Below are 23,442 nucleotides of genomic sequence, written 5' to 3'. Positions count from 1 at the left end.
CTGTCTAGCCAACGTTCAGAGCTAATGCCAACGTAGCCTTTACCTTTTCAATAAAACTGTGCGCAACATTATTAGTTTTGATGATGCCAAGTTGCTTGCTTAGTTGGGCATGTTTAACTAGCTCTTTTACTGGCTCTACCAGCTCATTTTCTACAATTACGCGATGATGATTATTAGCCTGAGCAATAAAGCTAAACAGAAAACAAACAGATACAAGTACGCTACGAGATAGAATCATTGTTTAACTCCTTGTTGGTTCGTACCTTGTTCTGAGCTGTATATGGTCCACTGTTGTTGGGCTTGCAATTGTTGCTCTTTAAACACCGCTATTACTCGTCGCTTTCGCTGTTCTAGTTTTGCGGTGTATTCAGTTTCTTGGTAGTACTCTTGCACCAGTATTTGGTCTGGGCTTATGCCTTTATTAAACAGCGCTTGGCTAATGGCATTGGTGCGCTTTACGGCTAGTTGGTGATTGTAATTTTCGCTACCTTCACTACTGGTATCGCCAATTAAGGTAACTTGTAGTGTGGGCTTTTGTTTAAGCTGAAGAGCAATTTTTTGTAATGTCTCTGTTTGATCACTCCTGAGAGTAGCACTATCCAGATCAAATAGAATACTTTGAACCAGATAGTTTTGGTGACTAAGCCAAACAGCACAGCCATTGTTGTCGACAATCGTTCCAGCTTGAGTGTTTCGGCACTTGTCTCGTTGGTTGATGACTCCGTCGTTGTCGTGATCTCGTAGATCATCGATTTGGTGGCGACTTAGCCGAGTGTCTGGTTGGTGGGAGCAAGCTATTAGTAAGCTGGCACTAAACACAGTTGCGATAAGTTTAATCATTTATTGTTCGCTCCTGTTTGCCATTGTTCGGGATACTCAACACGTAACGCGTATGTTAATCGTCCCATTGCATTTAAGATCCTATAAGCTGCTAGGGTGTGTTCGTAATCGGTTTCTATATAATTTTTACGGGCTAGAAACACTTCTACCTTGGCATCTAATACGTCTAACAAGCTGCGCCTTCCAACATTAAACTGCTCGATGTACCCCAGCTCTGCGGCTTTTGCTGCGTCTACATTTACCTGTAATAGCTGTTTTTGTTGAGCCAGAAGCTCGTAGGCGTGCCAAGCTAATGTAGTGCCTTCTACAACCTCGCGTTGGGCGCGAATTCTGGTATTTCTGGCTTGTTCGCTACGCCATGCTGCTGCTTCGGTATTGGCTATGGTTCTGCCACCGCTAAAAATGTCGTAACTCATGGTAAGCATGATTCGAGCATCACGATCAGGGCCTCTTAATCCACCTACGTTTTCATTGCGATTGGCCACTGCTTCGATATTAAACTCTGGGTAATAATTGCCTTTTTCTCGGCGAGTTTCTTGGTGAGCGGCTTCTATGTCAGCCATTGCTGATTGGATTTCTGGGTGCGCGTCAATACCTTGCTGAATGGCAATTTCTTTATTGGGTGGAATAAGCTGATAATCGAATTGTGGTTTAACCAGATTATCGGGAATTTTACCGACTAAGCGGGTGTATTGAGTACGCAAATCGTAGAGGTTATTGGTTGCAGCAATCATCGAGCTTTTTGAAGTAGCCACACGAGCGGATATTTGTGCAAGGTCTGAGTTACTACTTAAACCTTTTTGAGTGCGCTCCAAAATATCGTCATAAATTTCTTCATGCTCAACAACATTTCGCTGGCTTAACTCTAATACCGTTTGAGCTTTTAAAGTATTTAGATAAACGCGTATTACATCTAATGCAACGTTTTCGGCGTCTGATAACAGCAATAAACGTTCTGATTCAGCCTCAAAACTTAATCGAGATATATTGGCGTTGGTTTTTAAGCCGTCAAATAGTAATTGAGACGCTTTAATACCTACCTCAGTTCGGTTCATGTTTCGCTCGTCGCTGGGTATTTGTACACCACTGTTATAGTAGGTGTCTTCGTAACCAGCTGCGGCGTAAACATTAAGTTGTGGCAAATAGTCTGCTTGAGCGCCGTCTACATCGCGCAACACAGATTGAAAGCGTGCGTATTGCCCAGCAATGTCTGGGCTGTAATCAATAGCGTAAGCTACCGACTGTTCTAGTGAAAACGCTGCGGCATTTGCGCTAAATAGGCAAGCAACAGCGGTTATTACAGATGATCGCATTCCTTTTCCTCATCCGTTAGGGTTCACGAAGAGCGTTAGCTTTAGCCCGCAATAAAGGTTTCAGCCAGTAGCTCAATACAGATTTCTCCCCGGTTAGTATGTCCACCATAGCTTGCATACCGGGGATTACTTGCAAGTTAGTGTTGTTTGTTTGGTCTAATTGAATATGGGCTTGGTAATAGGTGCTACCATCTTCGTCTTGAAGGGCATCTGGGCTAACGTAGCTCACAACTCCTTGTTGGCCGCCGTACACTACAAAGTCAAAGGCGGTAAACTTCACCATGGCGGGCAAGCCTGTCCGGATGAAGCCAATATCTTTAGGGGCAATTTTAGTTTCAATTATCAATTGACTATCTTTCGGGACAATTTCCATTATTGCTTCACCTGGGCGAATCACGCCACCGACAGACCTAACAAGAATATCCTTAACGGTCCCGTCTATGGGAGCAACCAGCTTGGTTCTATTTAGTTGATCAGCAACAGCGTGTTGACTTTCATCTAACTGAGCGAGTTTTGCTGATACTTCGTTAAGCTGTGCTTGTGCTTTGGTTCTGAATTCAACGGCTATATTGCGGCGCTCTAAGATTGCTTCGTTAATAGCAGCCTTTAGTTTGCTGGCCATCAGTTGTGCGCTTGCGATATCCCCATCCAGCTGAATTTTGTCGCGTTGTAGTTTTAGTAATTCGACTTTTGCAACAGCACCGCTAGCAACTACGTCTTCTAACATTGATATTTCTTGCGCTACTACGGCTAAGCTGTGTTGTAGAGTTTGCTGATTGCCAAGCGCCTCGTTAAGCGCTTGGGTTTGTTGTTCTATTGCTAAAGTTGCTTCTTCTAGTTGCGCGTTAAGTTGGCGGATCCGTTGTTGGTAGTTGGCGGTAGCATTAGTTTGAGCCCGTTGGTTTTGGTTAATAAAGCTTAACTCAAGAGGTTTGACTAACACTTGGCTCGTCCAATTGTTGCTAGCATTGTTTATATTAACGCTGGCTAACTCGGCTATGAGGCGAGTTTCTTGAGCGAGCAGGGTGCTACGTTGTTGTTCGCTCTCTTGAAAAGCCGCTCTAAAACGGGTGTCTTCTAAAGACAATAGATGTTGGCCTTGGCTAACTTGATCACCCACTTCTACATATAGCTGTTTAACAATGCCGCCTTCTAAACTTTGAATTTTGCTAATGGCAGATGAGGGTACTACTTTGCCATTACCCACAATAACTTCATCTAAAGTAGCCAATGCAGCCCATACAACTAAGCAGATGATAAGGCATCCGCAAAGCCATATTATGTGCCTAGATTGTTGCGCTAAGCGTTGTTGTTGCCAAGCAAGTTGATTAGTCATGTTTGGCCTCCCTTACCACACTAACAGAGTGACGTTTTTTACTTTGAAGCCCTAGGATTACATCGGCTTTATCATTGGCGACGATATGGCCCCTTTCCAATACGATGATCCGATCACAAATACTAAGTAAACTTTGTTGGTGCGAACTTATGACTATGCTCATGTCGCGGGGGAGTTTAGCTAAGCTGTGTTTCACTAAACTTTGGCTGTTGTTATCTAAGGCGCTGACAGGTTCGTCTAGCAGCAGTAGTTTGGGTTTACGGTATAAAGCTCTAGCTAGAGCAACTGCTTGCCTCTGGCCTCCTGATAACAACATACCGCGTTCGCCCACTTGGCTTTCGAGTCCGTTACTCATTCTGCTTAAATGGGCCTGTAAGCCAGAATGTTGAATCGCCCAGGTTAGTTTTTCTTCATCTAGCGATGTGCTACCTAGCAAAATGTTTTGTATTACCGTGCCAAACACCAATACCGGGTCTTGTCCTAACCAGCCTATGTGTTGGCGTAATACTGTTGGTGCCCACAATGAGGCATCGATATCTTGGTAACTGATTTGACCAGAGCTAGGTGCATATTGATTAGCCATTAATGAAATAAGGCTAGACTTGCCAGAGCCCGCGTTGCCAATTAGCCCTAAGCGCTCACCAGGCATTAATTGTAAGTTAATGTCACTTAAGGCATTAAAATTTTGCTCTGGATAACAAAAACTCACTTTTTCAAAACTGATTTTACCTTCAAAGTTGTTTGCTTGGACTTTATGCTCTGCTTGATGTTCTTGCGGTAATGCCATCACTTGCTCGAGCCCTTGTATTGCTGCTCGGCATTGTTGGTAACGTAAAATAAGCATAGATAACTGATTAATTGAACCAGCTGCTCGTCCGCTTAACATTACAATTGCGATTAATCCGCCCATACTCAGTAATCCCTCTGAGATACGGTAAACACCAATAACCACCAGCCCAATGGTGACAACTTGTTGGCTAGTAACTATTGAGTGGCTGATTAGATTGCTTAGATGGCGAGAACGAATTTGCCAGTCGCCCATTTGGCTTGTTGTTTGCTCCCATTTCCGCTGATTGACGCCTTCAGCGTTAAATTGCTTGAGCTCGGTAAGGGTAGTGAGGCTTTCAAAAAGCTCTGCCTGTCGTTGGGTAGAGAGCTTTGCACTTTGTTCCATACTGGCAGCGATTCTAGCTTTCATTATCAAACTAAAGACAATTAAACCGCTTAATACAGCTAATGGAACAAACACCATTGGACCTCCTAGCCATGCAATCAAGGCTAAGAAAAAAAGCGTAAAAGGAAGGTCAACCAAGGTGACTAAAGTTACCGAGGTAAAAAAATCTCTCACACTATCAAAGTCTTGTATTTGCCGAGAAAACGCACCCACTGATTGTGGTTTGTTTTCTAAACGCATGCCTAATACCTTCTCCATAATGCTAGCTGAGATGGTGTTATCTATTTGCTTGCCTGCCATGTCGGTGATGTTGCTACGCGCTTTACGTAGCAACCAATCAAATATCAGCGCAATAGTTACGCCTATGGCAAGTGTCCATAGGGTATTAAAAGCTTGGTTTGGCACCACGCGGTCGTAAACATTCATGGTAAACAACGGAACTACCATGGCTAATAGATTGATGAAGATAGACGCTACCAGTAAATCTCTAAACCACGGTTTTGCTTGGTCAAGAGCCTTATAAATCCAATGCGTTTTTTTACCTTGGTGTAGTTGTTCAACCCTTTGATCGGTGTTTTGTAGCGGGGTGATCAACCAAGCTTGTTCGGTAGCTTCTGTCATAAAGTCTGCGATAGCTTGTTGTTGGCTACTGGGCTGGTTGGTGTTTTGATAGATAACTACTTCTTTGGTGATCGAAGAGACAATGCGTAACTGTTGCTGTTTATCAACCACTAACAATAGCCCGGTAAATTGCTTAAGTTGAATAAGTTTAATCGGTGTGGCTGAAAGCCCCGCCTGTACACAAGCTCGTGCATAGTAGTCAGCTTCTAGCTTGCCGTTTGCAAGCGGTAAGCCTCTAACAGTCACCGATTTATTAAAATGGAGACCGAAATATTTGCATAGCCACTCTATGCTTTCTAGCCAAGCATCCTGCTTATCCATGTAGTTTTTAACTCACTATTAGGTTCTGGTCATCAATCATTTTTTGAAGTAAATCCGATTGGTCTGCAAGGCTGGCGTCGCCTTTGTAAAGTTCATCCAAACTCACGCCCGATAACTGGATACTTTGGGTGACGTTTGTGGTGTCAGGTTTTATTTCTAATAAGGTAGAGCCTGATTGTTCGCTCAGCTGAATGTATGTTTCGGCGCTACTTCCGTTGTTAACACCTAAGCCATGCAAAATACTGCTCAGGTCTATGGCATCTGCTTTTTCTGCTGCGTTAAAATCGCTAATGGTATCGAGATTTGGATTGCCGGTGCTGCCAAGATCTTCTGTTCTAAAAGCAAAAACATCGTTATTTAATCCGCCTGATAGTAGGTCGTTACCGGCACCGCCAATAATTAGATCCTGTTGAATTCCGCCATCTAAAGTATTATCGCCAACAGGGCTTAGTGATATTTCGAGTTCTTGGCTAATACCTTCAGCTTTGTTGTCATCTAGCGTTGCCGAACTGTCGATTAGTAATGTGAAATTGGTTGCTGAGTTATGGCCACCTGTAATTGCTAGATCTGCAACTTCGTTCATCATAAATTCTAGCTGGCCGTTATTGCCCGCTTGGCCAGCTATTTCTATACCGTCGGGGATCCCGGAAATAGTTATTTTGCCTTCCTCTCCAGCGGCTGGGTTAATTAAATCCATACTTATTCCAAGAGGAATATCGCCACTTTGCTCAGCATAAATATGGGAATACTGCAGTTCTACAATGGGAGGATCGGGCAGGGGGCTGATGTTAATAGTTAGATTTTCTGTGGTTACATCGCCTAAATCACTCACTTCGCTACCCAGTACAAATGCACTATCTTTGGTTTGGGAGAAAAGTGTTACATCTAAGTGGCCAAATGCGTCTCCGGCATACAGTTGTAAACTTGTCACTGAAGCCGCATTAATAAGCAGTGAAGCAATGTAGCCTGAGCCGTTATAAACAAAATGCGCTTGTTGACCATTAATAACAATGCGGTCTAACCCTGTTAGAGCTGAAGCATCAGAACTGTTATTAACCTCTAGGCCAACCAATATCTGTTCATTACTATCAGTTTCAAAACTGCTTATATTAAGTGGGATGTCGATGGCTATGCCCTCGTCAGAGCTTAAGCTTTCTGGCACTTCGAAGAATTGGCTATCATCACCGACCGGATTAACACCCACCACAAAGTCTTGTGTACTTACTTTAAAATCATTGTTTGCAGTTTCTAGGCTTATGGCTTCGAATATCAGCGGAATGTCGCCGCTAAAATCGAGAGGTGGCAGTATGTAGATTTCAGATAACTGGCTACTGTCTATACCCCAGGCATGCGTTGGAGCGCCATTGAAGCTTCCGCCATCAGCACCGTTGTTTTGTAGTAGTTGATAGTTACTGCCATCAAAATAGCTGAGTACAGCTCCTTCTGGCACGCCGTGAATACTTAACGACGTAGTTTCTGAGCCGTCTAAGTCTATTTGGTGGGCGGCTAAACCATCTAATTGAATATAGCTGTCTTCATCTCCGCTGTTGTTAATGGCTGCTAGCAGAACTTGATCGGCAACTGGCTGAACTTCTATCGTTAAGCTGGTGTTTTTGGTTTGGGTATCCAGCAGGCCATCGGCTAAATCAGTGATGTTGGCTGCTACGTCGATAGTAAGTTGGCCACTAAAATTGTTGGGTGGTCTAAACTCGATTTCATTTAACCTAGATGGATCTATTACTGTCCACGTGTCGTCTCCGTTATTAGTTATAATTGCTGAGTCACCAATAAAACTGCTATTAGCTGGAACAGTAAAGATTAAGCTATTCACGGTTTCTATACCTTCACCTGGTATATTCGAGTCGCCCAAAACAAAAGCCATATTGAGATTTGTACTTGTATCTTCTTGGATGACGTTGTTACTAATGGTGAGGGATATGTCGTCGACGATGGGCTGTACTAAAATACTGATTGCTTGCTGCTCGGAGATGCTATCCCCAGTACAAGTATCAGTTACGATCACCGTAACAGGAATGTCTAATTGGCCAGCGTAATCTTCATCTAAGCCAGTTATTGTCATCGTTTCGATGGCACTAGCCGAAATTGTATAGCCGGTAACGATTCCTAATGCATTGTATTCCGGATATATTTCTGCACCTTCTAGCTCCACGCCTTCGGGTAAATCGTCTACAGATATGTAAAATGAAATCACGTCGCTAGGGTCATTGGCGATATCGCCATTTAAATGGCCGCTTACGTCTATGTCTTGCCCTTCGTTAGCATCAACGATTGAATTGGATAAATCTCCGGGAGCAGAAGGAGTACAAGGTACTGTGTCTCCACCAGAATGACCGCTTACTTGAACTTGCAGTGGCGCTGAAATGTAGCGCGCATCTTCATCGTCTATAACCCTTGCTCTAACTGTAATAGTGACTTGAACAGTATTCAGCGCGCTGTATAAGCTTGCTCCAGCCAAAATGTCTGCCGCGGTTTCTGCCACAGAATCATTGGTTAATCCATTTGCTGGAATAATCCAGTTGTTATTGGCTCCCATGATTGCACCGTTGGGGTGTTCTACTTGAAAGAATTCACCTTCTGGGATAACGATTTCTATGTAGTCTAAGTACTCAGAACCATCTAAATCTGAATCAACAAAAAGCACGCTACCATCGAGTGAGATAGCGCTTCCGTCGTTGCTTTCTAAGGGGCTTGTGATTGCCTCTAAACGCGTATCCAGTTCAACTCTGCCTGCCACGTCTATCTGTAGATTTGCAGTGAGGTTTTTTGTATCGGTAGCGCCAGTTGGTGAGGTATCAACTATTTGGTAACTAATTGGAATAGTAAAGTCGCCACTAAGATCAGCGTCAGCTCGAATAGTTAATTGTCCGCTAGACAAAAAGTTGGCTAAGTTAGTGGTGTTTGGATCAAACAAGGTGCTTAAGTCTAATCCTCCTGGCGGAACCAATGCTGGGACTCCATCGATAAATAAATGTAAGTCACTGGGTAAACTAGTGATGGTGTATGCAGTGATAGTTTCACTACCATCACTATCTGCGCTTAAAGGAGGCATCAGATTTAATGAAACATTTCGGTCTTCTACTGCTTGGGTGAATAAACTAGCACCATCGTTTTCATCCACCACCGGAGATACTTCTATGTTTACGGTGTATTCAAATTCACCGCTGTCGCCATCGGGCTCAGTAGAAATAGCTTTAATATCGAAGCTTAATTCACCACTAAAGTCATCATCGGTTTTCACAAATAGCTGTGACAGAATGCTATTGTTTACTTGATATATTGCACCTGTTATTGGGTCTTTCCCCACCACTTCTAATGAGTAGGGATTACCAAAGCTATCAACTAAACGTATGTTGTCGGGCAGATTGGTTATGAGTAAGTTGATGCTCTCTGAGGCGTCATCGTCTGAAGTTGAGAACTCAAAGTCTAAGGCGAATAATTGATCTTCATTAAAGCTAGCTTGATTGCTTATTACATTATTTGCTTGGTCGATAGCCCAGTTACCGGCACCTGCGTCGGCTACTGTTGGGGTATCAACGACACCTGTCAGTGATACTGTGATGATTTGAGCAGAGCTTTCCGCAGTGACAGGAGAGGGAACGAGACCGTCGATGGTAGATTCGCTAGCAATTGCGGTTACACTCAGCGTTAAGCTCTCTGTAAAGGAGCTTATATCTGGCTTGGGTATTAAACTCACTATGCCAGCATCAAGTTCATTAGCTTGCACAAGGTAGGTGTTTGGGCTGCTCAATACTGTAGAGCCACCAGATACTTGCCAGCCGTCTTGCACTACAATTTTGTAGCTTAAGGTCTCGGAACCATCGGTATCATTTAGTTGGCCTGCTATCACGTCACTTAGGTTAATGGCTTGATCTTCTAAACCTTTAATGTTCCTCACCGAAAAGCTAGGTAAATCAGCTTCTGGTTGAACATTAATCGTTACTGTTTGGCTTGTTTGAGCTGTTTGGTCGCTTGCAGCGGCAAATGCATTGCCAGCTTCGGTTGCTATGGCAATTAAGGTGAAGGTGAATTGGCCTGCCAAGTTGTTATCGGCTTTTACTGTTATTTGGTCTAGTTGGTTTTGGTTATAACTTTTGTTTTCAGTTACCGGGTTGCCATTTAAACTAAGTTGAAGCCCGTCGGGTAAATCTGCAAATTGATAGCTAAGAGTTTCTGAACCATCTATCGAATCGACTAAGTTAGCTGTTATGTCGAGGGTTTGGTTGCTATCGTCGTCTTCAACCATGTTGTATGTATATTGTGATGACCCACTCCAAGTTGGCGTGTCTGCTACAGGTAAAACAGATACCTCCAGATTGCTGCTGATCACGCGGTCACCCGAAAGGGTAGAAATGGTAGAACTAATCGCTAAGGATACTGAGCTGGTGGTATTGGACTCGTTTTCGGCTGGTTGATAGCTTAATACTCCATTGGGTTTAGCGACATTGCCGTTAAACTGCAAATCGGTGATGGTAATCAAGCCACCACTAGCTACCAATAAGGTATTTCCAAAAAATAGGCTACCGCCATTTAACGACGTTTCGTCGATAATAATATTGGTAACGGCTTCATTTTGGTCGGTATCGCCGGGACGAACTTCAATAGACAAGGTTACGCTGTTATCTTCTGTTGTTTCTGCGTTTTCGGTTCTAATTACCCCTGGAGAATCGCCTAGGTTTAAGGTGGCTGTGCTAGTTACCTGGTCGCCGTCATTGTCTTCTACTACGTAGGAAATGGAATCAAGCAATGCTGGAGATTCAGTGACATTGGATTCTGTTGTTAGAACCAGTTCGCCATTGGCGTGTAGGGTTAGTTCACCGTAAACTTCGCTCAACAAATTTGGATTTAGTAAGTCTATGGTCACAGAGCTGTTCGCTGCTATAGCGTAGTTAGTGCCCATATAATTGAAGCTAACAATACTAGCCCCGTCGCTGCCGCTAACTGTTTCATTAAGTAACTGGGTGCTAAAACTTTCGCCTTCAACCAAATCTAAGCTGCGGTTTTCACTTTGGGGCGTATCATCGGTAACAGAGACACTAAAGTTTGTACTTGCGCTAACATCATTATCTGCGTCTATAGCAGTAGCGACAAAATCTAGCGCTAGCAAGTTTTCGCCATTCCCATCGGGATGATCTAAGGCTGTGTAAAGCTCAAATTCGGTGCTGCCATCGGTATTTATTTTTATCTGAAATATTGGTTCTGCTAGATCGTTTGTTGCTATGTACCAACCGTCGTTATTTGCAGCCGCTAGATTGACAGGGCTTCTTCCAGATTGAATACCTAAGGCATTAAATGCTGCTGTATCTAAAAGAATGTCTGTGATCTCATCGCTACCAGCGCTTACTTTAATGGTTGGGCTAACTGTAGAAATGCCACTTGCAATGTTGCCATTGGCTAAATCGGATTCATTTACATCAATTTGCCCCGCGGTTTCAATTTTGGGATCTCTACCATCATAAATTGTGACTATTGAACTAGCAGCAATGCTAGTGCCATCGGTATCGGTGGCAGTTATTGGTAGGCTAAGTGACAGAGTATGATCTTGCGACGAATCCAAATGATCAATAGCGCTGTACAGGTTAAATGTTAACTCTACGTCAATAGAACTATTGGCGGCTAACTCAAAGTCGTCGGGTAAGCTAAGGCTGAATACTACTGTATTGCCATAAACAGCATCGTAAGTGCCATTAGCATTATCTTGCCAGCTTAAGGCTTGGCCATTTTGACTGATGGTATTGCCTAAGCTATCTAAAACTGGGCTACCGTTGGTGATATCAAGGAATAGCTTTTCTATTGGGTCTTGATTAGCGGTTACCGAAACGGTGGTTGTGGCGGTTGAATTGATAGTGAGCGTTGTGTCTGGATCACGCGGTGTTTCGCTTACTTGTAAGTCTCCTACGGTGACCGCAATGTCATCACTGTCAGTTACAGTTATATCAAGCGCTAGTGATTGGGTGTCATTATCGCTGTCCCGTACATTTATCTTAATAGGGAAATGGCTACCGTTGTTTTGGTCTAGCCCTTTATACAGAGAAAATTCATAGCCTAGTGTTTGACTCTGATGAGCATCGGTTAGATCGTCAATGACTATAGTGAATACTGGATCATTAACGTCATCAGTATAGGCTGTTAGGGTATTGCCACTAGGGCTCACTGCAAATGAGAGGCTTTCTCCACCACTGGTCATTGCCGTTTGCTGATTATCGAAAAACAACTCGTCAATCGCATCACTACCAATAGTTAAATCTATACTGCCACTGGCTGTAACTGTGCCTAAGTTTAACTCCGCTTCACTTAAGTTTAGGCTTTCATTATTGGTTAATTGCGGGTCAGTCCCGTCGGCTAGTACCCAGTCAATTAAGCCAGGTTCGTTTGCGGTGCCGTCTAAGTCGCTAGACAAAATAGTGAGCTTAATAAAGCTTAAATCACTGCTACTAAACTGATTGATGCTATCAAACATGGTTAGCGTTGTAGTGCCATTTACCTCATCGCCATTCGCGTTTGCGCTTAAACTAAGAGTAAAAACCAAGCCAATAAACGGTACTTCTGCGCTTATGGTTTTGCCGTCATCACTCAGGCTGTAGCTAAGGTCTATTAAACTATTACCACTAGTCAGCGCTAATGATTCTAAATCAACCAGTGTCGCTTCACTAAACTTAAGGCTATCAGGATCTGGGTTGTCGCTACCTGGTTTAATGGTAAAGCTTTCTGTGAACACGTTGGGCGAGTCACTAAGACTACCTTCGGTATTGTATTTAAAATCATTAACAAAGCTGCCTTGTGAACCATCGCTTATCACAATGTTATTGTGCGCGGAGGCTGTGTCACCGGAGCTGTCGATAGCTTGATAATCAAAGCGTAATTCTTGTGCTTGTTGATGATCTAAATTTCGGTTAGCAACAAATAACCAATAACCTGAGTCATCAACCAATAGATACCCTTGCTCAGTAATGAATACCGCAGGCACAATTCCAACATCTTTAGTCACACCATCAACTGTGACTTGGTTAACCTTGAGCTCGCCATCCAAGCTATAGTCGTTGGCAATAACATTACCAAAAACGCTATCACCCTCGGTAACTTGGGCATAGTCGTTAAAAAGCTGCGGCACCGAGTCTTTAACCAAAATTACTAGCGGGGTAAGTACGGTTTCGCTTGTGCCGTCTGCATCATATTGAGTGGCCGAGATTACTGGTGTTAAGAAAGTTTCATCGGTATCAAGGGTATTGTCTAAGGCTTTGTAAATTAGAGTTTGAATGGAATTGTCAGCCAATACACTAAATCTAAACACCAACTCATTAGTATCTGTGGTTCTGCCTTCGAGTACTTTATTGTCGGCTGAGTTAAAGATGGTTAAGTTACTTCCGCCAGATTGGATACTTACCAGTTCTGGTTGTTGTTCGGAAAATTTGATCTCTTGAGCATCGAAAATATTAACGTTGGAGTTTGTGACTAATACACCAGCTTGATATAAGTCGGTTTCCAATAGGTTATGAGGGTCGGGCTCAGCAAGTAGCGGTAAGGCATCTTGCGTACTGTTTCCAGCGACATCACTTACTTCGGTTGTTAGTATCCAATTTGCCAACTTATTTAGTTCACTGGTATCTATATTGTTAGTTAGCCAATCACCGTTTTGATCAACGGTGGCTAGGGCAATAACAGTACGGGGGCCATCTGTAATAGTTATGCTTACTTGTTGGCCGGGTTCAACGCCGCTTGTAGTTCCTTGAAGGCTGGTGAGGACGCCAGCTTTAAATTGAGAGATACTAAAACCATCTAGAGTATCTATATCGATGGTGGGGATGCTGGTGTCTAGGGTGATTACGTTAGTAGCCGATGCCGGGTTGCCAGCAACGTCCGTACTTGTAGCAGTTAACTGCAATTCACCGTCGGCCAAGCCACTTAAGTTTTCTACAATTTGCCAATGGTTATTTAAAGAGGTAGTGGTAAATTGTAAGCTTGTGCCTAAGCTATCGGTAACGGTAATGTTTACTGGCTGGCCATCTTCTACATCAACCAATTCCCCTTTTAAAAGGCTTTGCCCCACTTCGGCTTGGTTGAGCGCGTTATCACCATTTCCTTCAAAGCGAGCGCTAATTGAAGCTTGGGTGTCTTTGATGATGCTGGTGGTTGCGGAAACAGAGTTACCTGCAATATCATTTGTGGATGCTTTTAAGTTAAGCTCCCCATCGGATAGGTTACTCAGATTGCTGCTAGGTATTAACCACTGTCCGTTGGTGACAGTAGTTTGTAGGTTAAGGCTTGCACCATTTATATCGGTAATTTGAATATTAACTAACTGGCCATCTTCAACATCAGTTATTTCACCAAACAACCGTGTGGCTGGTACTTCTACGGCATTTACATAATTGTCGCCTTGGCCATCGATGTTTGCGCTGATGTTAGCTAAGGTGTCCTTAACAATGGATGAGCTAGCACTCGCTAGATTGCCCGCGATATCAGAGGTCTTGGCGGTAATGGTTAAGCTACCTTCCGCCAAAGGTGTTAAATCAGCATTACTGATTTGCCAGCTATTATTACTAACCGTGGTTTGAAAGCTTAGCTGCTCACCTTTATTGTCTGTAACCGTAACACTAACTATTTGGCCATCTTCAACGGCTGCAACTTGGCCGTATAGTAAAGTAGAAGGGGACTCTATAGCATTTATATAGTTGTCGTTAACTCCATCTATATCGGCAGTTAAGCTTGCGAGAGTATCTTTAATGATTGTAGAGCTAGCTGAAGCAGGATTTCCAGCTATGTCTACCGCGCTAACGTTAATGGTTAACACGCCATCTTGTAAGGCCGTCAAATCGGCGCTGGCGATGTTCCAGCTGTTGTTAAGCACTTGGCTGGTAAAATTGAGTTGCTGGCCTGACTCATCAACAACTTGCACCAGTACCACTTGATTGTCCTCTATCCCGATTATGTTTCCATATAAGGGAGTAATCGCTTGCTCATACTGGTTTACGTAGTTGTCGCCCTGGCCATCTATTTCAGCTTCAATAACAGCCGTAACATCTTTAATGCTTGAGTCGTTGGCATCGACAAATTGCCCAAAGTAATCTGTCACGCTAGCGTAAACATCAATCGGTCCTTCATTTAGCGATTGAACATCGAGATCTTGGTAGCTGTAGCTATTGTTACTTACTACAGCCTCTACAGTTAGCGTTTGCGCAGCAGAATCGGTAAGCGTAATCACTACGATGCGACCATCTTCTACATCTGGTGCCTCGCCGGTAATTAGCACAGCCGGAACTTCAAACTGGTTTTCGTAGCCATCTCCGCCATCAACAATATTCACTGTTAATTGCGCTTGGTTACTTAAAGGGGGAATTTGGCCAGCTTGAGCACCCTGTTGATTGGTATTTGTTACAGCTTGCTCTGTCGCTTGTGTATTAAAGCCTGCTTCTGGGAGGGTTTCATCTAATGTGGGCTGTACACGAACGATAAAGGACGCGCCTTGGCTACCTTGCTCGCCGCTGAGGGGGGAAGTATTCCCAGAGTACAAGGGTGGACTATCTTGTTGGCTGTTATTGGTCTCTGTGGAGTCGAGTTCGCTATCTGCTATGGTTTGTTCAGCATCACTCACTAGATTTTTGACTAGGGGGATGCTGCTATCGATTATTTCAGTTGGCTCTACCTTGAGCCAACGTCCATCACCCATGACTTTCCAAATTTGACCTTCGATGTCAACGTAGACAACTGGCTTCATCCTTTAGCCCTTACAGTAAACAAAATATGTCTAACATTATGTTTAGCACATATTTTTCAACATTGAGCAATTTGTAAACTAATTACTTAAGAAAGCCTTTGAAGGCTTCATCTTGTTGTCTGTTGATTGATGTTAATTTCAAAAATCTACTGTTTGCTAAAAAGATTCTTGGCCCTCTTATACCTCTAAATTGTGTCTAAGCAACTAACAAACGCAGTGATGTTGTGCGTATCGTTTACGACAAAGCCTACATTTGCAGCCTAAATTGTTTGTCTTGTGTACTCAATAACTTGCCGTTGATTAGTAATAAATATCGAAAATACAATGGCTTATCTTGTTTTCAGGAGTTTGGAACGGTTCTGGCAATAGCTACAGTGGGAACCGTTTATCAAGCTAATAGGAAGAAATGTTATGGCTATTCGTCAATGTGCAATTTACGGAAAAGGCGGTATTGGTAAATCTACCACTACTCAAAACTTAGTTGGTGCTTTAGCGGAAGCGGGCAAAAAGGTGATGATTATTGGTTGTGACCCAAAAGCCGATTCAACACGTCTAATTTTACATGCAAAAGCGCAAAACACCATTATGGAAATGGCAGCGGAAGCGGGTTCGGTTGAAGACATCGAATTAGAAGATGTACTTAAAGTGGGTTACGGCGGTGTACGTTGTGTTGAGTCTGGAGGTCCAGAGCCAGGTGTTGGTTGTGCAGGTCGTGGTGTAATCACAGCGATTAACTTCTTAGAAGAAGAAGGTGCATATGAAGAAGAACTAGATTTTGTATTTTACGACGTACTAGGTGACGTGGTGTGTGGTGGTTTCGCCATGCCTATTCGTGAAAACAAAGCTCAGGAAATCTACATCGTTGTATCTGGTGAAATGATGGCGATGTACGCAGCGAATAACATTTCTAAAGGTATCTGTAAGTACGCTGCTACTGGTGGTGTTCGTTTAGCCGGTCTTATTTGTAACTCACGTAAATGTGACCGTGAAGATGAGTTAATTGAAGCGCTAGCAGCCAAAATTGGCACTCAAATGATTCACTTTGTGCCGCGTGACAACGTTGTACAGCAAGCTGAAATTCGTCGTATGACAGTAATTGAATACAACCCTAAATGTAATCAAGCAGACGAATATCGCACCCTAGCCAAGAAAATCATCGACAACAAAATGTTTGTAGTGCCTACGCCGGTAACTATGGATGAGCTAGAAGAGTTGTTGATGGAATTCGGCATCATGGATGAAGAAGACGAATCAATTATTGGTCAAGTAGCTGAAGAAGCAACAGCTTAATCACTCATCTCAGTGAGTAAATTGATGCTATAGGAGGCAGCAATGTCAGATAAAAAAGCAGAGACTCAAGCACTGATTGATGAAGTGTTAGAAGTCTATCCAGAAAAAGCCAAAAAAGATCGCCAAAAACACCTAGGTGCAAACGACAGCGAAGGTGGTAGTTGTATTACTGCTAACCGTAAGTCACTTCCAGGTGTTATGACTGCCCGCGGTTGTGCCTATGCAGGTTCAAAAGGGGTAGTGTGGGGGCCAATTAAAGATATGGTGCATATCTCTCATGGTCCAGTGGGTTGTGGTCAATACTCGCGCGCCGGTCGTCGCAACTATTATACCGGTTATACCGGAGTAAATAGCTTTGGCACCATGAACTTCACCTCTGATTTCCAAGAGCGTGACATTGTGTTTGGTGGTGATAAAAAGCTAGCAACCATGGTAGACGAAATTGAGATGTTATTCCCATTAGCTAAAGGGATCTCGATTCAATCTGAATGTCCGGTTGGCCTAATTGGTGATGACATCGAAGCCGTGGCTAAAACCAAAGGCGCCGAGATTGGCAAAACCATTGTTCCAGTTCGTTGTGAAGGTTTCCGCGGCGTGAGTCAGTCGCTTGGTCACCACATTGCTAACGATACTCTACGTGATTACGTACTGGATAAATCGGAAGATAAAGAAGTCGCTACAAGCGATTACGATGTAGCCATTATTGGTGATTACAACATCGGTGGTGACGCTTGGTCTTCGCGTATTTTGTTAGAAGAAATTGGTCTTCGAGTGGTGGCGCAGTGGTCTGGTGACGGTACATTACCAGAGCTAGAGAACACGCCAAAAGTGAAAATGAACCTAGTGCACTGTTACCGTTCAATGAACTACATCTGTCGTCATATGGAAGAGAAATATGGCATCCCTTGGATGGAGTACAACTTGTTCGGTCCTACCAAGTGTGAAGAGTCATTGCGCGCTATCGCCGCTAAATTTGACGAGAAAATTCAAGCTAAGGCTGAAGAAGTTATCGCCAAATACAAAGAGCAGTGGCAAGCAGTGGTGGATAAGTATCGCCCTCGTTTAGAAGGCAAGAAAGTGATGCTTTATGTAGGTGGTTTGCGTCCTCGCCATGTAATTGGTGCCTATGAAGACTTAGGTATGGAAATTGTTGGTGCTGGTTATGAGTTTGGTCATAACGATGACTACAGCAAAACTGTACCTGAAGTTAAAGACGCCACGCTAATTTACGATGACGTAACAGGTTACGAGCTAGAAGCTTTTGCCGACAAACTCAAGCCTGATTTGATAGGCGCGGGTGTTAAAGAGAAATACATATTCCAAAAAATGGGTATTCCTTTCCGTCAAATGCACAGCTGGGATTACTCAGGTCCGTACCACGGTTTTGATGGCTTCGCTATTTTTGCCCGCGACATGGACATGACCTTAAACAACCCTTGTTGGGACAAGTTAACGCCACCATGGAAGAGTGCCAAAGCAGCCGCTTAAGTACTAGCAAGATCAGGAAGAGTGCAATAGCGCTTAAAAAATTAACTCAATTCGTAGTTCACAGATGAGTGGCGCGAAAGGAGAGATACAATGAGTCAACAAGTAGATGATATAAAACCTGGCTACCCCTTGTTTGAACAGCCAGAGTATAAAGACATGATGGCGCGGAAGCGTAGCGATCATGAAGAAGGTGTCAGCGACGAGAAGATCAAGGAAGTATTTGAGTGGACCACCACCCAAGAATACCAAGATCTTAACTTTTCTCGTAAAACCCTAACCGTAGACCCAGCCAAAGCCTGCCAACCACTAGGTTCAGTATTGTGTGCGCTAGGTTTCGAGAAAACCCTGCCTTATGTGCATGGTTCTCAGGGTTGTGTAGCCTATTTCCGTACCTATTTTAACCGCCACTTCAAAGAGCCTGTTGCCTGTGTATCAGACTCGATGACCGAAGACGCAGCGGTATTTGGCGGCCAGAAAAACATGTTTGATGGTCTGCAAAACTCTTTAGCATTGTATAAGCCTGAAGTTATTGCCGTGTCTACAACCTGTATGGCAGAAGTAATTGGTGATGACTTAAACGCCTTTATCGGCAATGCCAAAGAAGAAGGCTACATTCCTAAAGAACTACCTACACCTTTTGCTCATACACCGAGCTTTGTAGGCAGCCATGTAACCGGTTGGGACGGGATGTTTGAGGGTTTTGCTCGCTATTTCACCCTAAACAAAATGGACGATAAAACGGTAGGCAGTAATGGCAAAATTAACCTAATACCAGGTTTTGAAACCTACTTAGGTAACTACCGTGTTATTCACAAAATGATGCAAAAAATGGGAGTGGATTACAGCCTACTTAGTGACCCATCAGAAGTGTTGGATACACCTGCTGATGGTGAGTACCGCATGTATGCTGGTGGTACGCCGCTAAGTGAGCTTGAAGACGCACCTAACGCAATTACAACAGTGTTATTGCAGCCTGATCAGCTAACTAAAACCAAAAAGTTTGTGGAAGGTACTTGGAAACATGAAGTTCCTGCATTGCAAATTCCAATGGGCTTAGATTGGACCGACGAATTTCTTATTAAAATTGCCGAGTTAACTGGCAAAGAAATTCCAGAAAGCTTAGCCACAGAGCGTGGTCGTTTAGTCGACATGATGACCGATTCACACACTTGGTTACACGGAGTGAGTTTCTCTATCTATGGTGATCCAGATTACCTAATGGGTTTAACTAAATTCTTACAAGAATTGGGTTGTGAAGTTAAACACATCTTATGTAACAACGGTGCTAAACGTTGGCGTAAGAAAATGGAAGCGCTTATTGCTGAGTCACCAAGCACTGCAAATGCCGAGATCCATGTAGGCAAGGACTTGTGGCACTTCCGCTCGTTGGTGTTTACCAATAAACCTGACTTTATGATTGGTAACTCTTACGCCAAGTTTATTCAGCGTGATACCAAAGCAAAAGGTGAAGAGTTTGAAGTACCACTAATTCGCTTAGGCTTCCCGATCTTTGATCGCCACCATTTACACCGCAACACCACACTAGGCTACGAAGGCAGCATGTACATGCTTACCACCTTAGTGAATGAAGTGCTGGCAAAACTTGATCAAGATACCAGTGAAATGGGTAAAACAGACTACGGCTTCGACCTAGTACGTTAATCACTGCCCACCACAAGACCGGCCGGGGCTGTAGCCCCGGCCACTTAAGGAAGATATATGCCAAACCTAATTATTAGCCGAGAAAGTTCTGGCGCGCTTCAAGCCTATATTGCAAAAAAAGATTTGGAGTTGCCAATTTACTCATTGCAGTTTGATCAACAAGATAAATGGGGTGGGGAAATAGAACTTAGTGACGGCAGCAAATTTTATATTGAGCCAGTAAACCCGGCGCCAAGTTTACCTAAAACCTTTCGTGCAAGACGCGCTTAGTATGCGTTAGTCCTGGTGATGAGATTGATACGCTAAGGAGTACCGATGAAATCAAACATTAACGATAACTTAGCGCTGCGATTGGCTGTGGCGTCTAAAGCGATTCCAGATATTGAACTAAAGCAGTTTGTAGCATTGCTGGTGGGTCACTGCGGCGAACCATTAACCGAGAAAAAGTTAAGAGCCTTAAGCCCTAAAGTATTACGCGAAGTATTTCAAAGCTCTCGCTACAATGTAGAGCGCAGCCAAGTAAATCAATTACATGCAATATTAAGCTCAGAGCAAATCAGTCCTATGGAAGCGCCAGTAGTACCGGAGCAAACCTTGCTAAAAGGACCGATTGTACAACTCGCTGTAAGTTCTAATAACTTGGAGCGCATAGACGGCCACTTTGGCTCTTGTTTGCGTTTTCTTATTTATCAAGTGAGTGCTCAAGGTTTTCAGTTAGTAGATGTTCGGCCGGTAATTGAAAATTTAAGTGGCGATGCGCGTACTAGCTACTTAATTGACTTAATCGGTGACTGCCAATTACTCGCCACCTTGTCGATAGGCGGGCCTGCTGCTGCTCGGGTGAGCCGCGCTGATATTTTGCCCTTGAAACAACTTACGCCTCAGGCCGCAAGATCCATCTTAGAACGCTTGCAAACAGTGATGGATTGTCCGCCCCGTTGGTTAGCTAAGTTGCTAGAAAAGCAGGAGGCAGAAGCATGTCTACTATAGAGCCGGGTGTTACAGCAGAGACGAAGCAATGTTCTTGCAAAGGTGAAGAGCAGCTACATAACCCAAAACACTCATCTAGTTGTCAGTGTAACAGCCACCAGTCAGAAGACTCAAAACCTGAGCATAGCTGCGGGTGTAGGCATGAAGATCACGCTGCCACCGAAGAGCTAAGCCAAAGCCTAATTGATAAGTTAGTGGCAAGTTTGGCCGATAAAAACGATTACCAAGCAAAGCTTAGTTGTTTTAAAAAACATCATCCAAGCATCCGTATTATTGAGTGCAGTGAAGATGATATGGCTGAACGTGAAGCGTTTATGAGTGCTAGCTATTTTGATTTATTCTTAATGGCTAAAGGTACTAGTTGCGCCAGATTAACCAATAGCGTTGATCTAGCTATTGGAGTCGTAATTGCTTTACACGAAGAGTGAGTTATTTAATAGATTCTTATGTCCTGCCTAGTGCCAGCATTAGGCAGCTTATTTAAACAGGTTAGTTAATCATGAGCAGTAATATTACCGATCGCTATATCTCTTTTTGCAACATCAATTGTGATGAAAATGCAGACCGCCTAATCAGCATGCTTGAACAGCATTTAAACGCAAAAAGAGGAGGCGAACTATGGCTAAATTACTTTCATGATAAACGCGCAGAACAAGCAAAAATGCAGCGAGATAACCTTAATTTTATCGGTAATCAAACTAATCCTTTGTATGAGTACTTCGAAGTTTGTGAAGACACTCAGGCTTTAGAGTTACTTTATAAAATTGAACAAGAGTGCTGTTAAGTGAAATCGCTGCAGGCTCACCTATTTAGCACAACAAAGCTCAGCCTTCTCTTTTTGATTCAAGATGTTAGCTTTATGGGCGCTAACCAAGGCTATGGTTGTTGATGCAAGCATAGTAAGTACCATTGGCCACAGACTAGTGTGCGAAAGCATAGCGGCTACAGCGCTAATCGCTGCGCCAACAAAGAACTGAATAGCGCCTAATACTGCCTGGGCGGTGCCAGCGCCTTTACCAAAGTGTTTCAAAAAACATACGTTAGCATTAGACATCGTGCCGCCAGTTGCAGCCATGCAAATAATAAAACCACTTGCCGCAAACCAGAGGTTGTTGGGCGCGAACACGATTGAGGCAACTAACACTGTCGCTCCGACAAATTGCAAGGCCAAAAAGCTCACTAACATGTGTTCAGGCTCAGAGTGATTTAAACGATAAGAGTTATAACGGTTAACAATCACAACGCCTACCACGTTTGCAATAAACAACATTGAAAACAGCTCTTCTGAGATCCCAAACTTTACGATATAAGCAAACGGCGCATTTGTAATAAATGTCATCAATACACCGTAGGCAAACGCTTGGGAAATCAAATATCCAAGAGCATGTTTGTGCTTTAACACATCAATAAAACTTACCTTATTGCTTGGGCCATGTTGTGTGTTGGCTTGTTTAGGCATAACAGCAATTGCCCATATGGCAACCACACAAGCAAATATCCCCGAACTAATAAATATCCAATGCCAATTAGAGACTTGCAGAATAAAAGTTCCAACAGACGGGGCGATAGATGGGGCAATCATCATGATTAGCATACTAACGAAAACAGTTTTGCTGCCTCTTTGCCCTCGGCATTGTCTCTAATTACTGCTGGTACTCCTACAACAGCAATACCACCGCCTATTGATTGCAATATTCGCCATAACCAAAACAAGGCTAAATTGTTTGCGAAGGCTAGAAATACACTACACACAGCAAAGATAAGCAGACCGATCACCATTATTGGTTTGCGACCATATTTATCAGATAAAGGGCCGCCGATAAGTTGCCCTAAAGCCATTCCAAATACGTAAATGCTTACGGTTATCGCCACTAATGAGGTATTAACCCCAAAGTCTGTAGCAATAATCGGGATAGCTGGTAAATAACTATCGATGGCGTACGGCGTTATAGCAAACACTGATGCCAATAAAATAATGAGCTTCTTGGATATTCTCTGTTGCATAAGCTTACCTATTTATCTTTCTGGAAAGATATTATCTGGAGTTTATCTTTCTGGCAAGATATATTGAAAGTGTAGCTTACTAACCGAGAACCAATATTGAAGCATCAAGAAAGCATCGCTAGTATTTTAAGCTCCACTCAAAAAAACTGGCCAGAAGCCTACAGCACTATCACTCCTGCGATACTACGAATGGTTCGCACCCAGCATGCGCTTAGCCAAGCAATGGAGCAGTTGATAGGTCAACATCAGCTACAAGCTGCTGATTTTGGTATTTTGGTCACTTTAAGGCGACACCCAGCACCTTACTGTTTAACACCTACAGAGTTATACAGTGCTATGTTGTTTAGCTCTGGCGGGCTTACTAAAGTATTGAATCGAGTTACCAAGGCAGGTTTGGTTGAAAGGGTGGACAATCCTGAAGACAAACGCAGTAAGCTGGTTAAGTTGAGCAACAAAGGTAAGCAGCTTATTGAGCAAGTAACACTTGAGCTACATGATCAAGAACAACAGTTTATGTCGGTATTAAGTAGCGATGAACAAAAACAGCTAAACCATTTACTGGAAAAGCTTGCCGATAGTTAGTTGAGCTAAATAGCTAAAGTAAGCACTTTAAAGGCTTAGTATTTGTTGTCAATTGGCTAAGTAGCAATGCAACCCCAAGTTGGCAACT

The 23,442-nt window shown here is 43.3% G+C and carries 14 protein-coding genes and 1 pseudogene; 8 read left to right on the top strand and 7 right to left on the bottom strand.

What is annotated here, in order from left to right; genetic code table 11:
• Nucleotides 1–4: 4 nt before the first annotated feature.
• From LQZ07_RS13785 to LQZ07_RS13760, 6 genes are read right to left on the bottom strand one after another with little or no spacing between them, the layout of a single operon-like run.
• Nucleotides 5–238, bottom strand: coding sequence for a hypothetical protein (locus tag LQZ07_RS13785; RefSeq protein ID WP_152784765.1), 234 nt, complete (start codon nt 236–238; stop codon nt 5–7).
• Complete coding sequence (locus LQZ07_RS13780; RefSeq protein ID WP_152784767.1) at nt 235–840, bottom strand: OmpA family protein; 606 nt, start codon at nt 838–840, stop codon at nt 235–237. Before LQZ07_RS13780 ends, LQZ07_RS13785 begins: the two co-directional genes overlap by 4 nt.
• Nucleotides 837–2,153, bottom strand: coding sequence for a TolC family outer membrane protein (locus LQZ07_RS13775; RefSeq protein WP_152784769.1), 1,317 nt, complete (start codon nt 2,151–2,153; stop codon nt 837–839). Before LQZ07_RS13775 ends, LQZ07_RS13780 begins: the two co-directional genes overlap by 4 nt.
• 16 nt (nt 2,154–2,169) lie before the next feature.
• The gene (locus LQZ07_RS13770; RefSeq protein WP_152784771.1) at nt 2,170–3,489 is read right to left on the bottom strand and encodes an HlyD family type I secretion periplasmic adaptor subunit; all 1,320 of its coding nucleotides are present in this window, start codon (nt 3,487–3,489) and stop codon (nt 2,170–2,172) included.
• The gene (locus LQZ07_RS13765; RefSeq protein WP_152784773.1) at nt 3,482–5,605 is read right to left on the bottom strand and encodes a type I secretion system permease/ATPase; all 2,124 of its coding nucleotides are present in this window, start codon (nt 5,603–5,605) and stop codon (nt 3,482–3,484) included. Before LQZ07_RS13765 ends, LQZ07_RS13770 begins: the two co-directional genes overlap by 8 nt.
• A gap of 7 nt (nt 5,606–5,612) precedes the next feature.
• The gene (locus LQZ07_RS13760) at nt 5,613–15,338 is read right to left on the bottom strand and encodes an RTX toxin (protein WP_152784775.1); all 9,726 of its coding nucleotides are present in this window, start codon (nt 15,336–15,338) and stop codon (nt 5,613–5,615) included.
• Between the two features lie 411 nt (nt 15,339–15,749).
• Here LQZ07_RS13760 and nifH point away from each other — a divergent pair, with 411 nt between their 5' ends.
• From nifH to cowN, 7 genes are all read left to right on the top strand, one after another.
• Entirely contained in the window at nt 15,750–16,628 is an 879-nt protein-coding gene (nifH, locus tag LQZ07_RS13755; RefSeq protein ID WP_016403298.1) for a nitrogenase iron protein, read from the top strand.
• Nucleotides 16,629–16,670: 42 nt separating this feature from the next.
• The gene (nifD, locus tag LQZ07_RS13750) at nt 16,671–18,116 is read left to right on the top strand and encodes a nitrogenase molybdenum-iron protein alpha chain (protein WP_016403297.1); all 1,446 of its coding nucleotides are present in this window, start codon (nt 16,671–16,673) and stop codon (nt 18,114–18,116) included.
• Nucleotides 18,117–18,206: 90 nt separating this feature from the next.
• On the top strand, nt 18,207–19,778 hold the full coding sequence (gene nifK, locus LQZ07_RS13745; protein ID WP_152784777.1) for a nitrogenase molybdenum-iron protein subunit beta: 1,572 nt from the start codon (nt 18,207–18,209) through the stop codon (nt 19,776–19,778).
• A gap of 57 nt (nt 19,779–19,835) precedes the next feature.
• Entirely contained in the window at nt 19,836–20,048 is a 213-nt protein-coding gene (gene nifT / locus LQZ07_RS13740; RefSeq protein ID WP_152784779.1) for a putative nitrogen fixation protein NifT, read from the top strand.
• 45 nt (nt 20,049–20,093) lie between these two features.
• Nucleotides 20,094–20,768 (top strand): NifB/NifX family molybdenum-iron cluster-binding protein, encoded by a 675-nt coding sequence (locus LQZ07_RS13735; RefSeq protein ID WP_152784781.1) that lies wholly within the window; start codon nt 20,094–20,096, stop codon nt 20,766–20,768.
• A complete protein-coding gene (locus LQZ07_RS13730; RefSeq protein ID WP_152784783.1) occupies nt 20,756–21,196 on the top strand; it encodes a hypothetical protein in 441 nt (146 codons plus the stop codon). The genes LQZ07_RS13735 and LQZ07_RS13730 overlap by 13 nt, the downstream gene beginning before the upstream one ends.
• A 71-nt stretch (nt 21,197–21,267) precedes the next feature.
• Nucleotides 21,268–21,552 (top strand): N(2)-fixation sustaining protein CowN, encoded by a 285-nt coding sequence (cowN, locus tag LQZ07_RS13725; RefSeq protein ID WP_152784785.1) that lies wholly within the window; start codon nt 21,268–21,270, stop codon nt 21,550–21,552.
• A 21-nt stretch (nt 21,553–21,573) separates the two neighbouring features.
• Here cowN and LQZ07_RS13720 read toward each other — a convergent pair.
• Nucleotides 21,574–22,772 (bottom strand): annotated as a pseudogene (locus LQZ07_RS13720) (multidrug effflux MFS transporter).
• A gap of 96 nt (nt 22,773–22,868) precedes the next feature.
• Between LQZ07_RS13720 and LQZ07_RS13715 the strand changes: the two are divergent.
• A complete protein-coding gene (locus LQZ07_RS13715; RefSeq protein ID WP_152784787.1) occupies nt 22,869–23,354 on the top strand; it encodes a MarR family winged helix-turn-helix transcriptional regulator in 486 nt (161 codons plus the stop codon).
• Nucleotides 23,355–23,442: the final 88 nt, after the last annotated feature.

Origin of the sequence: Agarivorans sp. B2Z047, assembly GCF_023373605.1 — a bacterium.
Taxonomy (GTDB): domain Bacteria; phylum Pseudomonadota; class Gammaproteobacteria; order Enterobacterales; family Celerinatantimonadaceae; genus Agarivorans; species Agarivorans albus.
Note: the sequence above shows the minus strand (reverse complement) of the source record. Positions and strands in the feature narration are given on the sequence as shown.